The sequence below is a fragment of the Desulfothermobacter acidiphilus genome (assembly GCF_052073645.1).
Classification (GTDB): Bacteria; Bacillota; Desulfotomaculia; order Desulfotomaculales; family Ammonificaceae; genus Desulfothermobacter; species Desulfothermobacter acidiphilus.
The window spans coordinates 448,437-462,012 of the sequence record NZ_CM125440.1 but is presented as its reverse complement, the minus strand read 5'-3'; the positions used below and the strand labels follow the sequence as shown (position 1 = coordinate 462,012).

Annotated in this window: 13 protein-coding genes and 1 pseudogene; 1 reads left to right on the top strand and 13 read right to left on the bottom strand. The window is 55.9% G+C overall.

Annotated features, from left to right (window positions below; genetic code table 11):
* Positions 1 to 173 precede the first annotated feature (173 nt).
* Complete coding sequence (locus ACTLLP_RS02410) at positions 174 to 2,021, top strand: diguanylate cyclase (RefSeq protein WP_441060394.1); 1,848 nt, start codon at positions 174 to 176, stop codon at positions 2,019 to 2,021.
* Here the strand turns inward: ACTLLP_RS02410 and ACTLLP_RS02405 are convergent.
* From ACTLLP_RS02405 to ACTLLP_RS02345, 13 genes and pseudogenes are all read right to left on the bottom strand, one after another.
* Positions 2,018 to 2,464 carry a TIGR00725 family protein gene (locus ACTLLP_RS02405; RefSeq protein ID WP_441060392.1) on the bottom strand — a complete coding sequence of 149 codons (447 nt, stop codon included), beginning with the start codon at positions 2,462 to 2,464 and terminating at the stop codon, positions 2,018 to 2,020. The genes ACTLLP_RS02410 and ACTLLP_RS02405 overlap by 4 nt on opposite strands.
* Before the next feature lie 15 nt (positions 2,465 to 2,479).
* A complete protein-coding gene (locus tag ACTLLP_RS02400) occupies positions 2,480 to 3,142 on the bottom strand; it encodes a redox-sensing transcriptional repressor Rex (RefSeq protein WP_441060390.1) in 663 nt (220 codons plus the stop codon).
* 168 nt (positions 3,143 to 3,310) lie between these two features.
* Positions 3,311 to 3,958 carry a ribulose-phosphate 3-epimerase gene (gene rpe, locus ACTLLP_RS02395; protein ID WP_441061586.1) on the bottom strand — a complete coding sequence of 216 codons (648 nt, stop codon included), beginning with the start codon at positions 3,956 to 3,958 and terminating at the stop codon, positions 3,311 to 3,313.
* On the bottom strand, positions 3,958 to 4,836 hold the full coding sequence (rsgA, locus tag ACTLLP_RS02390) for a ribosome small subunit-dependent GTPase A (RefSeq protein WP_441060388.1): 879 nt from the start codon (positions 4,834 to 4,836) through the stop codon (positions 3,958 to 3,960). The genes rpe and rsgA overlap by 1 nt, the downstream gene beginning before the upstream one ends.
* A gap of 19 nt (positions 4,837 to 4,855) precedes the next feature.
* Positions 4,856 to 6,610 (bottom strand): protein kinase domain-containing protein, encoded by a 1,755-nt coding sequence (locus tag ACTLLP_RS02385; protein WP_441060386.1) that lies wholly within the window; start codon positions 6,608 to 6,610, stop codon positions 4,856 to 4,858.
* Positions 6,603 to 7,313, bottom strand: a complete 711-nt coding sequence (locus tag ACTLLP_RS02380) for a Stp1/IreP family PP2C-type Ser/Thr phosphatase (RefSeq protein WP_441060384.1) — start codon at positions 7,311 to 7,313, stop codon at positions 6,603 to 6,605. The genes ACTLLP_RS02385 and ACTLLP_RS02380 overlap by 8 nt, the downstream gene beginning before the upstream one ends.
* A 24-nt stretch (positions 7,314 to 7,337) precedes the next feature.
* Positions 7,338 to 8,369, bottom strand: a complete 1,032-nt coding sequence (gene rlmN, locus ACTLLP_RS02375; protein ID WP_441060382.1) for a dual-specificity RNA methyltransferase RlmN — start codon at positions 8,367 to 8,369, stop codon at positions 7,338 to 7,340.
* A 172-nt stretch (positions 8,370 to 8,541) separates the two neighbouring features.
* Positions 8,542 to 9,006, bottom strand: coding sequence for a phosphate-starvation-inducible PsiE family protein (locus ACTLLP_RS02370; protein ID WP_441060380.1), 465 nt, complete (start codon positions 9,004 to 9,006; stop codon positions 8,542 to 8,544).
* Between the two features lie 195 nt (positions 9,007 to 9,201).
* On the bottom strand, positions 9,202 to 10,503 hold the full coding sequence (locus tag ACTLLP_RS02365; protein ID WP_441060378.1) for a thymidine phosphorylase: 1,302 nt from the start codon (positions 10,501 to 10,503) through the stop codon (positions 9,202 to 9,204).
* A pseudogene (locus tag ACTLLP_RS02360) lies at positions 10,485 to 11,684 on the bottom strand (phosphopentomutase); the annotation flags it as partial. The pseudogene ACTLLP_RS02360 and the gene ACTLLP_RS02365, both read right to left, overlap by 19 nt.
* Positions 11,685 to 11,709: 25 nt before the next feature.
* Positions 11,710 to 12,618: a site-specific tyrosine recombinase XerD gene (gene xerD, locus ACTLLP_RS02355; RefSeq protein ID WP_441060376.1), complete on the bottom strand. Its 909-nt coding sequence runs from the start codon at positions 12,616 to 12,618 to the stop codon at positions 11,710 to 11,712.
* Between the two features lie 55 nt (positions 12,619 to 12,673).
* Positions 12,674 to 12,889 carry a hypothetical protein gene (locus ACTLLP_RS02350; RefSeq protein ID WP_441060374.1) on the bottom strand — a complete coding sequence of 72 codons (216 nt, stop codon included), beginning with the start codon at positions 12,887 to 12,889 and terminating at the stop codon, positions 12,674 to 12,676.
* On the bottom strand, positions 12,886 to 13,518 hold the full coding sequence (locus ACTLLP_RS02345; protein WP_441060372.1) for a stage II sporulation protein M: 633 nt from the start codon (positions 13,516 to 13,518) through the stop codon (positions 12,886 to 12,888). The genes ACTLLP_RS02350 and ACTLLP_RS02345 overlap by 4 nt, the downstream gene beginning before the upstream one ends.
* Between the last annotated feature and the right edge of the window lie 58 nt (positions 13,519 to 13,576).

Below are 13,576 nucleotides of genomic sequence, written 5' to 3'. Positions count from 1 at the left end.
CAAGAACTAGTTCCGCAAAAGTGCCGGACACAGAAACCCCAAATAACGGTCTCCATTGGATTGTCTTATCTTTGAACTCCTTTCTCCCTATGGTAATATTAAAGTAGCTGCTGCAGACCCTAGTTAGCTATTATTGCCAAGATTTACACTTTAAAAGGAGCAACCCATATCCGATGCTGGCACCTAAGTCTTTGCGCGCCAGAATCTTAGGTCTCCTGGTAGCGAGCCTTCTTATCTACGCCGTTATAGCCTCGCTGGCGACTTCGGCTATTCTGGTGCGCTGCGCTGAAGAAGGAGCTCTTAACAAAGTTAAATCTGACCTTAATCTGGCCGAGGCTTTCATTAATACCCTCTACCCTGGCCCGTGGGAAAAAAAAGGTGATGAACTCTACAAAGGCGATGTCCTGATGAATGGGAGCCATGTGGTCAACCGCATCACCGCCTTGACGGGTGATACCTGCACCATCTTCCTCGAGGAGACGCGCGTAGCTACCACCGTCCCTGGGCCCACGGGAAAACCTGCTGTAGGCACTAAGCTTTCCCCTGAAGTAGCCCAGGTCGTCTTAAACGAAGGCAAGGATTACTATGGCCCGGCCATTGTGGTAGGCAAGTCTTACCAAACAGCCTACCGTCCCCTGCGCGATGCTCAAGGCAATATCGTGGGCATCCTCTACGTTGGCACGCCACAGGCCCAGATCAAGAGCATGGTCTACCGCCTCCTCACTAATAAGGCGCTACTATTATTAGGTTTGCTAATCGCTCTAGGAGCTATTACCACTATAACTTTTGCCCGCTGGTTCTCTCCGCTGGAAGAAGTGTCGCAAGCGCTCAGGGCTATGGCCAAGGGCGACTACAGCCAGCCCCTAACCTCCAGCCGCTACAGCGAGTTTGAAGGCATTTTGGATGCGGTGGAAAGGATGCGCCATGATATTAAGCAAACTTTTAGCCGCTTAAGCGACCTATCTAACTTTGGTATGCGAGCTGCAGCCCTAGTTATGGAGCCGGAGGCGATTGAGTTGCTGGTGCATTACCTCCAGCGACTCCAGGTAGACGAAATCGTGGTGGTGCTCATAAATGAGAAAACCGGCCGCGGGGAAATAGTAGCCACCTACTCCACTCTTAGCGGCCGAACTGAATACCACGGTAACCAATGCCCCTATTCTCCCTCACCGGCTTTAAACGAGGTCAACCTTTGCTACGTGGTGCGTATTTTGGCTCCCTACTCAGTGGATAACGTGAATGAAGAATTAGATTGTCGCTACGCTTGCCGCATCAACCCGGAGGTGCAAAGTTATGTTTGTTACCCCATGGCTGTGGGCGGGCGCACCTTGGGGTGGGTGCGGGTGGGAAGTAACCAACCCTACTTCTTCGATGCCGAAACCAAGCGCAGTATCGAGGGCTATGTCTCCATTACCGCGGCTATGATCGCCAACTTGCGCCTCAGCGAACTCAACCGGCGGCTATCGCTCATCGATCCGCTCACCCAGCTTTATAACCGTCGCTTCCTAGAAGAATACCTCACGCATCAGATAGTTGAGGCCCAGCATCTCAATCGTCCCTTTAGCGTACTATTCATCGATGTGGACCAATTTAAAAACGTCAACGACTTTTACGGCCACGAGGTAGGCGATATAGCCTTAAATTTGCTGGCCCAGACTATCAAGCAAACTTTACGCGAAAGTGACGTGGTGGTGCGCTACGGAGGGGAGGAATTTATTGCCATCTTACCCGGAACGGATTTAGAGGGAGCTTCTCGTGCTGCCGAGAAGTTGCGCTGCGCCATAGCTGAGACTCCCGTATGCCTGGAATCGGGTGAAAACATCTTTCTCACCGTGAGCATTGGTGTGGCTCAATACCGCCCGGGAATGAACCAGGAAGAAATCATTCAGCAAGCTGATGAGGCTATGTATCAGGCCAAACTCAAAGGGAAGAATTTGGTGGTAGCTTATTACGAAGGTGAAAATAAATATGTGGTGAAAAGCAAAGGAGAAGACACCAACAACACCCGCTCTCCCCATTAAGGAGAGAGGGCTTTCTCTACCGCCTCCTCCGGAGTGGCAGCGGTTATTATCCCGGGAAGCTGCGGGAAAGAAAAGGCCAGACCCACTACCCGCTTGCCCCGCTTCAACGCTAGAGCCACCTCGGAGAGTGTGCCGTACCCTCCTCCCACAGCGATTAGCGCCTCAGCCGCGCAGGCAATAACGGCGTTGCGAGCCTCCCCTAACCCCGTGGGTAGGGAAAAGGTAAGATAAGGATTTCCTTCCGCACGGCTAGTGCCGGGAAGCAACCCTATCACCACGCCCCCAGTTTCCTGCACACCGCGGGCAGCCGCGGCCATCACTCCTCCCCTTCCTCCGCATATAACCACCACTCCGCGCCGCGCCAACCCACTTCCCACCTCGTAGGCCAGGCGGGCGAGCTCCTCCGAGCATTCTCCCGATCCCACCACAGCTACGTAGCGCATCCGGGTAGCACCACGCTAAAGGTTCGGCTCCAGCCAGGTCATAGGGTGAGTTTCGCGGAAGTTGAGGTAGAAAGTAAGAATCTCCAGCTTAATAGTCAGGTCGATGCTCCGAACCACCACGTTGCTGGGCACCCTCACAGCCACCGAACCAAAGGTCAAGAGAGCTTCCACCCCGCTCCGCACCAGGCTGTTGGCTGCCTCCTGAACAGCTTGTTCCGGCACAGCGATCACGCCTATACGCACCTGGTGCTCCTTAACTACCTCAGGTATTTTCTCGATAGGTAATACCTCCAGCTCTTGAATGCGCTTCCCGATTTTAAGCAAATCATTATCGAAAACTCCCACAATGCGAAAACCGCGATCGCGAAAGCCCTTATAAGCACAAAGAGCCGTGCCCAAATTTCCTGCTCCCACCACCACCACCGGCCATGGGCGAGTGAGGCCGAGAATGCGATGGAGGTAGCGAATGAGATCCTTTACGTTATACCCTACTCCCCTGGTACCGAATTCGCCAAAATAAGCCAAATCTTTACGGACCTGAGCTGGACTTACTCCTACGCCCTTAGCAATTTCCCCGGAAGAAATAGTAACTATACCATTTTTATCTAGCTGCTCCAGGTAACGGGAGTAAACTGAGAGACGCCCGATCGTGGCTTCTGGAACGCGCAGTACCTTCATCAATTTAGTCCCTCCCACCTACCAACTGTTCTCCGAACTGTGCATGAAGCAATGTGTTTATAAGGTGCTTGCTAGTTCTTATAAGCGCAATATAGGTACTTAGGCTTTTTCATTATAAGAATCCCCTATTTCGCCTGTCAATCTTTTTTTGAGAAAAAGAGAGCAATGTCAGGAAAATGACTTAAACTCTTTAATTACGACACCTGGATCGGTAACACCAAAGACCGCCGTACCCGCCACCAACACCCTGGCCCCGGCTCTAACCGCAGCCAACGCCACTTCACGGTTAATACCACCATCCACAGCGATTTCTGTATTCAGGCCCCGGTTTTTTATCCAGCCACTGAGCCGTTCTATTTTAGGAAGAACTGCCGGGATGAAGGTTTGCCCTCCGAAACCCGGATTCACCGACATCACCAGCACCAGATCCAAAAGTTCCAAAACATACTCCAACGCCTGAGGAGGAGTAGCGGGATTGAGAGCCGCCCCAGCTCGGCAGCCCATTTCCTTTATCCTGCTCAGGGTGCGATGCAGGTGAGAACAAGCCTCCACATGCACGGTGATCAGATCGGCACCAGCGGCAGCGAAATCGGCCAAGTAGCGTTCTGGAGCTTCGATCATTAGGTGCACATCAAAGAGCAGACGACAATGGGGGCGCAAAGCCGCTACCACCAAAGGACCAAAAGTTAGGTTGGGAACGAAGTGCCCGTCCATTACATCTAGATGTAGGTAGTCGGCTCCAGCCGCCTCCACCCGCTTGACTTCCTGCGCCAAACAAGAAAAATCAGCGGCCAGCAAAGAAGGAGCTACTTTAATCACGAGAACTTTCTCCTTTCTCGCTCCTGTAGTTCACGCAAAAACTCCAGGTAATGGAAATAGCGGAAGCGAGGCAGTGAGCCTCGCGCCACCTCCTCCCGAACCGCACAACCGGGCTCTTCTTGATGCAAACAGTCACTGAAACGACATTGACTGGCTAGGCGAGCTATATCTGGGAAAAGACGGAACAGAGAAGAGGCCGAAAGTTGGGGGAGCTCCAGGCTGGCGAAGCCTGGAGTATCCACCACCATCCCTCCGCCCTCCAAGAGCAGGAGCTCCACCAGCCTGGTAGTATGGCGGCCTCGGCCGGTCTTCCGGCTGACGGGAGCGGTTTGGAGCTTCAAACTGGGTTGAATGGCATTCAGCAGGCTGGATTTACCCACTCCCGAAGGGCCGGCCAGCACGGTTACCCGCTGACGTAGACGCTCTCTTACCGCCTCCAACCCGACCCCGGTGGCCACGCTAACAGTTAAAAGAGGAAAACCAGCGGCACGATAAGCCTGTAATTCTTCCGAGTAAAGATCGGGGAGAGCTAAATCCAGCTTATTAAAACAGATAACCGGTTCGATCCCCGCACTTTGAACCAGCACCAGAAGGCGATCCAGAAGCTTAAAATTGGGATCGGGTGAGGCGAAGGCAAAAACCAGCAAAGCCTGGTCCACATTGGCTACCGGGAGGCGGTGGAGCTCGGTCCGGCGGGGCAACACTCGCTCCAATACCGCCTGTCCCGCTCCCAGGGGAGAGAACTCTACCAAATCTCCCACCAACACCTTTTCCTGCGCTAGCTTCCCCCGGCGCATAGCGGTGAAGATCTCTCCCGTGCTCACTTCCCGCACAAAGGCGAAGCCCCCATGAATGCGAATTATTTGCCCAATCAAAGGATCCCTAACCTGCCTTTTAACCCAGGGTTTGCTCTTTCACCAATACCCCGTCCACATAAACGCCGATTTTAGCTTTGCCGTAATAAGTCACCGTCTGCTTGATTTGCTCTCCCGGCTGGGCCACACCTTGATAAGCATCTACCGTTCCTCTAGCATCCTGCACCACGATTTTTATTTGGTGCGTCTTACCATCGGGAGGAATTACCAGATTGACAGTGGCTTGGTGAGGAGTCGGGCCCGGCCCATCGCTAACGGTGAGCTGGACTTTCCCGCCGGGCGGCAGAAGCGTCCCCGCCGCAGGTTGCTGGGCGCAAACGAACCCCGGCAAGTATTCATTGCTCGAGGCGTGCAACACCTGAGGGTCTACTGTAAAACCAGCAGCCTGCAATTGACTGGTAGCTGATTCCAGAGACTGTCCCCGCACATCGGGAACCGCCTGGGGAGGTTTTTCTGGTCCCTGGCTCACCACGAGGTTTACCTGGCTGCCCTTGGGCCGTGAAACGCCCGGCAAGGGGTCCTGGTCGATTACCGTTCCGGAAGCCTGGGGATTATAGGACCAGGTAGTACGCCCTACCACAAAACCTTCCGCTCGCAGCAGCGCTTCGGCTTCGGCCAAAGTTCGGTTACGCACATCAGGTACTGTACGCATTTCCGGACCCAAGCTCACCAAGAGATTGATAAGACGCCCTTTCTTAACCTTAGTGCCAGGGTCTACGCTTTGCTTGATAACTATCCCTTTCTCCACCTCGCCGCTGTGGGTTTCTTCCACCTGCACTCGCAACCCCAAATCGCTCAGAGTCTGCCGCGCAGTGGTCAGCGGCAGACCACATACGTTGGGCATGGTAACCTCGGGAACATCGGTATAAGAGCGCAGCCACCACCATCCCCCCAAAAAGACCAGCAATAGCAAAAGCGGAGGAATAACCAAGTAGCCCCATTTAAAAGCGCGGGGTTTCTTTTTCAAATCCACCGCCCCCAACTCCCGGGCCATAGCAGCAGCTGAAGGGTAACGAGCAGCGGGATTCTTGGCCATGGCTCGCATTACCACCCGTTCCAGAGCCGGAGGGATACGGGGGTTAAGCTGCGAAGGAGGAGGAGGCTGATCCTCAACGTGCTTTAAAGCCACCGCCACCGGATTATCCCCGGTAAAGGGAGGGGTAAAGGTGAGCATTTCGTAAAGGACCGCTCCCAGGGCGTAAATATCGGAACGGGCATCAGCCTGCTCGCCTCGGGCTTGCTCCGGAGAGATGTACTCCACCGAGCCCAAAAAGGCGCGGGTAGCGGCTATGGTACTGCCGCGCATCGTCCGGGCGATGCCAAAATCGGTGAGCTTAGCTTCCCCCTCGGGAGTGATCAAGATATTATGGGGTTTAACATCGCGGTGGACTATGCCGCGACGATGAGCGTGTTCCAGAGCCGAGCAAATATCCTTGGCGATCCGAATGGCCCAGGGAATAGTTATTTCCCGATTCTCGATCAGAGTTTTAAGATCCCTGCCCTCCACGTACTCCATCACTAGATAATGGGTGCCGTTGTCCTCTCCCACATCGTAAAGACTCACAATATGCGGATGGGAAAGACTGGCCACTGCCATAGCTTCCTGGCGGAAGCGCTGGACGAATTCTGGGTCCCGAGCAAATTCTTCCCTTAGCACCTTTATGGTAACTGGGCGATCTAAGACCAGATCTCGCCCCTCATAAACCACCGCCATTCCCCCGCTACCAATCTCCCGAATCACTCGGTAGCGGTTGCTCAGCACTCGATCAATCATCGATCCTCACCATCACCAAAGTTATATTGTCCTCGCCTCCACGCCGCAGGGCCTCGGCTATTAACTCTTTCCCCGCAGCAGCTAGAGATTCCGCTTCCTGCACGACACGAAGCACATCTTCGGGATCCAGGTACAAGGTCAAACCATCGGTGCAGAGAAATAGCACATCACCCCTCTGCACTTTTAGCTTTCCCGCCTCCACCTCTAGCTGGGGCTGTAACCCCAACGCCCGGCTCAGCAAGTGGCGGTATGGGTGATGCTGGGCCTCCTCAGCGGTTAGCTGGCCCTCCAGGACTAGCTCCGCCACTAGGGTGTGGTCACAGGTGAATTGTAGCCAGGTCCCGCCCCGCAGTAGATAGCCCCGGCTATCCCCCACATGCGCCCAGAGGAGTTCTCTCCCGCTCAGAACTGCGGCCGTGAGAGTGGTTCCCATCCCTTCGCAATCGGGACGGGATAGTGAGGTGCGATACACTTCCCGATTGGCTTCCTGAACCGCTGCTACCAACTCCTCCAGCGATACCAGGCTTACCTGTAGCCAATACGAGGCCAGCACTGAGAGGGCCAATTGACTGGCCACCTCTCCTGCCTGATGCCCCCCCAGCCCATCGGCCACGGCCCAGAGCCCTTTATCTGGTAGTGCCAGGTAGGCGTCTTCATTGATGTCTCTTACTGCACCCCTCTCGCTCATGGCAAACCATTCCATAGAAAATATAACCTCACCCTGCGTTTAGTTCTCGTTATGTGGGTGCAATTGCCCGCAAGCAGCTTCTATCTCTTCGCCCCGGCTTTTTCTCACCGTGGTAGGAATGCCACTCCGGTACAAGACGGCGCGGAAAGCCTCTATCCGCTCTAGTGTTGGAGGGCGAAAGCGGCGTTCCTGCCACATATTAAAAGGTATCAAGTTGACGTGGCAAAGCAAGCCCCTCAGCAATCTGACCAAATCCCGGGCCTCTCGTTCGCTATCGTTGATCCCGGCGATCAAAGTATAGGCGAAAGTCACCCGCCGGCGAGTGCTCTCCACATACTCCCGGCAGGCGTCCAGGAGCTCGCTCAGGGGATAGCGACGGTTAACGGGTAGAAGCCAGCTACGCAATTCGTCCCTAGGAGCGTGCAGAGAAACGGCCAAGCCAAATTGGCGCCCCAAGCGGGTTAGAGCGCGAATACCGGGAACCACGCCGCAGGTGGAAACCGTGATCTTGCGCGCCCCAATATTCAAACCATCGGGATGGGTAACGTTCTCTAGAAAACGAAAGGTGGCCTCCGGGTTATCGAACGGTTCCCCCATGCCCATGAGAACCACGTGGGTGATTCTTTCCCCTACCTCCAATTGGGTACGCAATACCTCTTCATAAATCTCGCCCGCGCTGAGGTTGCGCTTGAGACCCCGCGCTCCCGAAGCGCAAAAGCGGCAAGCCATGCGGCAGCCCACCTGAGTGGAGAGGCAAACCGTGCGGCCCCATGGTTGCACCATATAAACGGTCTCGATACTTTCCCCATCCGATGCTGAGTAAAGGAGTTTGATGGTCTTCCGATCGCGAGAGTAGCGCTTGCGCCGCAATTGCAGGCAATTTATAACGGCTACTTCGTCGAGACGCCGGCGCAACTCGCGAGGCAGGTCGGACATCTCGGCGAAAGAAGTAGCTCCTTTGACAAAAAGCCACTCTATGATCTGCTGAGCACGATACCTTGGCTCTCCCAGCTCACCGGTTACCCAGCGCTCGATATCGGGGAAGGACCAGGATTTTAGATCAAGACGCAAGCGGAACCACTTCCTTTACCAGCCAACCGTCCCCGGCAATGTCTCGCTCCATGGTTTTAGTGTAGCATTAAGGCCGAAAACAGGCAATCGCCACCGCTTTCGCGTCAAAGCCCCAGCGAGGCGAGGAGGTTTTAAAGTGTGAAGGCTAATTATTGAGCTCCGCGCGCTTTAATTACTCGCTCTCGCGTCTGCGCGCAAAAGGTTGGCAAGTCAGCGCCCAACGCACTATCCCCAGCACCACAAGCGCTGCCAGGTTAACCAGTTTTGCTTCCACACTGCTATTCTCGATATCGCCGATGAGCAACTTTCTCAACGTAGCCGCTATGGCCACGTCTACGAACACGGCCACCTGCACCCGCTCCCCGCCTAAACAGCGGATTTCGGTGGCGATGAGCTCGGATATGGTCCACAGGATCAGCAGAGTGCCCAGAGCGTGGAGCAGTCCGTAAATTAATTGATCCGGATTAACCAAGGCGTAGTAAATATCCCGGAAGAAAATCCAGAAGGTGAGTCCAGCCACCAGCACCAGACTGACGCCCAAGAAAAGGTGCAAAAAACGGTTGAAAAGACGAAACGTCTTAAAAAAGGAGGAAGAAAAGCCATCTACGCTGCACACATCTCGGACCTCATCTTCCACGTTCTTCTCCCTCCCCTCCTAAGCGATGCCAGAACCACCGGAATACTAGCAGCGAGATCAGATAAAATACCCCCAAAAATACGCATAAATATTTTAGCACCCGCAAAGTGGAAGACAGTTCTCCACTTAATTGGAGAGTAAGGGCCACTCCCAAAAAGAGCAACGCGGCCGCTAGCTTGAGCCATTGCCAGTTCTTCAAGCTATCACCTCTAACACCAGGTCTCTAGAAGCTGGAGGCTGAGAACTCAGGGTGAAGGCCCGAGCGGTCAAAAGCTCCGCCTCCTTAATATTGCGCTCCCCCACCCGCAAGCGTGCCAGAGGAGATCCTTTTTCTACCTTATCCCCCACTTTAACCTCCAGAAGCACACCCACAGCGGGATCGATGCGGTCCTCCTTGCGCTCTCGCCCAGCTCCCAGAAGGCGAGCTGCCTCGCCGATGGCCCAGGCATCGATGCCGGATACGAAGCCGCTCTCCGGGCTGGTGATCACCGTCTCGCCAGTAGCGCTGGGCAGAAGTGAGGGGTCGTCCAATGCTTCCACTTGCCCCCCCTGCGCCCGCACCCAATGCTTAAATTTCTCCCAAGCCCGGCCCTCCCGCAACACCGCTTCTAGTTGCTCCCGCGCCGTCTTTTCCTTCTCGGCCACGCCAGTCATCTGGAATAACTGAGTTCCCAGGGCCAAGCAGAGCTCCACCAGGTCCTGGGGCCCATGTCCCTGGAGAGTGGCTATGGCTTCCTGAACTTCCAGGACATTTCCCACTGCTCGCCCTAGGGGCGCGTCCATATTGGAAAGCAGCGCCCGTACCTTTTTACCTGCCCGCTTGCCTATATCTACCATCAGCCGGGCCAGGCAGCGCGCCGCCGCTAAATCCTTCGCCAGTGCTCCACGGCCCACTTTTACATCCAGAATCAGGGCGTCTGTTCCTAGCGCCAGTTTCTTGCTCATAATGCTGGCCGCGATCAAGGGCACGCTTTCCACCGTAGCTGTCACGTCTCGCAGAGCGTAGATTTTTCGATCGGCTGGCACCAACGCGAACGATTGAGACGTGATCGCCACCCCTACCTCCTCCAGTTGATTCAAGAAGTCGGCGGGGACGAGCTCGGCGCGAAAACCGGGAATGGACTCGAGCTTATCGATGGTGCCCCCAGTGTGGCCCAACCCGCGCCCCGAAACTTTGGCCACCTTCAAACCGGCAGCTGCCAACCAAGGAGCCAGCACTAAAGTGGTCTTATCACCCACCCCGCCGGTAGAATGTTTATCCACCTTGATTCCGGGGACGGCGCTCAAATCGAAAAGCTGCCCGGTACGCACCATGGCCCCGGTTAAATGGGCAGTCTCCTCCGCGTCCAGACCCTGGAAGTAAACCGCCATAAGCCAAGCCGCCATCTGATAGTCGGGAATCTCCCCCTCCAGATAAGAAAAGACCAGCCACTCCAATTCCTCGGCGCTTAGCTTAGCACCGTCGCGCTTTCGCCGAATCAGGTCGCAGGCTCGCAAACACTCTCACCTCGCTTCCACCAGGGCAAAAGAGGAGCAAAGCTCGTGCCCACCGGCCAAGAAAAACCAAATAAGTGAGCTATAGTCGCCGCCAGATCGGCGAAAGTCGGTCGTATCCCCAGGCTCACACCCCCGCCGCCTGAAGGGTTCCAGACCAACAGGGGCACGTACTCGCGCGAATGGTCGGTGCTGGGAGTGGTGGGATCGCAACCGTGATCAGCAGTGAGGAAGAGAAAAGCGTCCTCGGGCAAAGCTCGAGCCAGGGCAGGCAAGTAGGCATCGAATTCTTCCAGCGCTCGGGCAAAGCCCACGGGGTCATTACGGTGGCCGTAAAGGGTGTCGAAATCTACCAGGTTGGTGAATACCATGCCGGGAGCCATGTCTCGCAACGTTGCGGTGGTCACCTCAAGGTTCTCACGATTGTCCTTGGCCGCCAGGGAGCGGGTAATTCCCCGGCCGGCAAAGATGTCGGAGATCTTGCCTATACCCACCACCTCGTAACCTCGCGCGGCCAAGGCTTCCAACAGGGTAGGACGTGGCGGAGGGAGAGAGAAGTCGTGCCGCCTGGGGGTACGGCGAAAATTGCCTGGCTGCCCGGTAAAGGGTCGCGCAATTACCCGCGCTACGGCGTGCTCCCCGGTTAGGAGCTCGCGGGCGATTTTGCAAATTTGGTAAAGCTCCTCTACGGGGATAATTTCTTCGTGAGCGGCGATTTGGAAAACACTATCGGCCGAAGTGTAAACAATGGGATAGCCCGTTTGCAAGTGCAGGGGGCCGAGTTCCTCTATGATCTCGGTGCCCGAAGCAGGCTTATTGCCCAGCACCCGCCGCCCTATGCGCTCCTCTAAAGCCCGGATAATTTCGGGAGGGAAACCTTGGGGGTAAACGGGGAAAGGGCGGTCCAATATTACCCCCATGAGCTCCCAATGACCAGTGGTGGTATCCTTCCCTGGCGAGGCTTCAGCCATCTTACCGTAAGCTGCTAAGGGGGAAGGGCTAGGAGGAACACCAGCGATCGGCGCAATGTTGCCCAACCCCCAGGAAGCTAAGTTGGGCAGGCGAAGCCCCCCCACGGCCCTGGACAAATTACCCAGGGTATTGCTACCTTCATCGCCATAGCGGGAAGCGTCAGGAAGTTCCCCTATACCCACCCCATCGAGGATTATTACTACCGCACGCTCTACTACCGTAAGATCATCTCCTTATTCAGGGTTTGGTGGGGTAGGAACGCGGATGGGCCCTCCGATAGACCTCGCGCACGTGACTGCTAGTCAGGTGAGTGTAAATCTGGGTGGTACCTATGGAGACGTGCCCCAAGAGTTCCTGCACCACCCGCAAATCGGCTCCGTTCTCCAAAAGATGAGTGGCAAAGGAATGGCGCAACGTGTGGGGAGACGGAGTGGAGCTCAGACCCACCCTACGGGCGTAGTCGCGCAACAGTTTGAAAACTGATTGCCGCGTCAAGCGCCCCCCGCGCCGGTTTACGAAGAGGGCCGAAGTGCGGCGGTTCTTAACCAGACGGGGCCAGCCTTTTTCTAGGTATTCCCGAAGGTAACGCTGGGCCAGCCGCCCCAAAGGCACCACTCGCTCGCGCCCTCCTTTGCCCAGAACTCGCACGTATCCTGCTTCCAGATTAAGGTGATCAACATCCAACCCCACCAGCTCCGAAACTCGCATTCCGGTGGCGTAGGCCAGTTCCAGAAGAGCTCGGTCGCGAAGGCCCTGGGGCGTGTCCAGGGACGGAGCCGCCAGTAAGCGCTCCACCTCCTGGGGGCGCAGCACCTTGGGCAAGCGCTCCGGTAGCTTGGGAGCCGATAGGTCTTCGGCCGGGTCCGAAGGCAAGTACCCCCCCTGAGTGGAGAGATAGGCGCAAAAAGACTTGAGCGCCGCCAGCCGCCGGGACACTGTGGCCGGTAGATAGCCGCTGGCCCTGAGTTCGTAGAGGTAGGCCAGAAGAGCATCGCGCCAAGAGGCAGGTTCCAGCACCAACTGTCTACGGTGAATAAAGGTGAGAAAGTGCTTCAAGTCGGCCCGGTAGGCAGCTACTGTGTTATCAGATAAACCCCGCTGCACGCGCAAAAACTCCAGGTACTCCTCCACCCACTCTTCCACCACGACCTCCACCTCCTATCGCTAGGGAGGATTCGCCAGCCACCGACCCAGCTCCTGCTTAGTTTTTATGCCGGTAATAGTTTTTCAGGCGTTCCACCAAACCATCTAGCGCCCCAGCGCGGTCCTGATGCATCTCTGGAGCCGCTACCGGTTGCGCCTTGTTCTTAAAGCTCAGCCAGATGCCAGTCGCAGCCATCCCCACCAGCGCCAATCCTACTAGCAGGCGGATCAGCCGTAACCAAGCTGTCCTGGGCCAAAACCAAACCAACCTCACGCTCCCTTCCCCTCCAGTAAAAATTTAACCAGCCAGGGTGCCAGATAAACCTCAACCAGAGTCCCCGCCACCGCCAGGCAGGCCCAGCAGCCCATTAAGCCGGTGTAACGCCAGAACCAGGATCGGAGCGCAGCAGGAGGGGAAGTCCAGCGTATCCAGGCCATAGCCAAGGAAGTCGATCCCGCCAACAGCAACGCCAGAGAGAAAGGGAGGTTATGGGGCAGGAAGGCCAGCAAGAGCACCTTGCTTGCCGGCAGAGCTCCCTGTTTCCAGATAAAGGCCAGGGTAAAACCCCAGGCATAACCTTGGACCAATAGCACCAAGATGGTGGCGAAAACAGCGTAAAGACTGAACCCCCCCAGATAACAAAGCCCCAGGGGAAGCAAGCGGTACCAGGCGCATTGAGAAACACTGGCCTCGCCCCTGGCTATCTCGTTCAGCAGCTGAGTGGTGTAAGCGGTCAACTCCTGCGCCTCTCTCCCATCCAAGCGCCCGGCCATCACCCCCCCCGCAGCAGCACCCAGTAGCAGCAAAGCCAGAGCGAATAGTAAGGGGCATTGGAAACGTCTGAACCAACCCCAGAACCAAGCCCGGGGCCAAGCCAGGTAATACACCGTCGGAATCCGCATCCTCTCCCCTCCTTTGCCTGACCCCTTGTCCTGCAGGAAAGCTTATTCTCTGGCGAGG

What these genes read in the sequence shown, in the direction of transcription:
- ACTLLP_RS02405 (WP_441060392.1), bottom strand. Translation starts at nt 2,464, where the DNA reads ATGCGCTACGTAGCTGTGGTGGGATCGGGAGAATGCTCGGAGGAGCTC.
- ACTLLP_RS02410 (WP_441060394.1), top strand. Translation starts at nt 174, where the DNA reads ATGCTGGCACCTAAGTCTTTGCGCGCCAGAATCTTAGGTCTCCTGGTA.
- ACTLLP_RS02385 (WP_441060386.1), bottom strand. Translation starts at nt 6,610, where the DNA reads ATGATTGATCGAGTGCTGAGCAACCGCTACCGAGTGATTCGGGAGATT.
- ACTLLP_RS02345 (WP_441060372.1), bottom strand. Translation starts at nt 13,518, where the DNA reads ATGCGGATTCCGACGGTGTATTACCTGGCTTGGCCCCGGGCTTGGTTC.
- ACTLLP_RS02400 (WP_441060390.1), bottom strand. Translation starts at nt 3,142, where the DNA reads ATGAAGGTACTGCGCGTTCCAGAAGCCACGATCGGGCGTCTCTCAGTT.
- ACTLLP_RS02380 (WP_441060384.1), bottom strand. Translation starts at nt 7,313, where the DNA reads ATGGAATGGTTTGCCATGAGCGAGAGGGGTGCAGTAAGAGACATCAAT.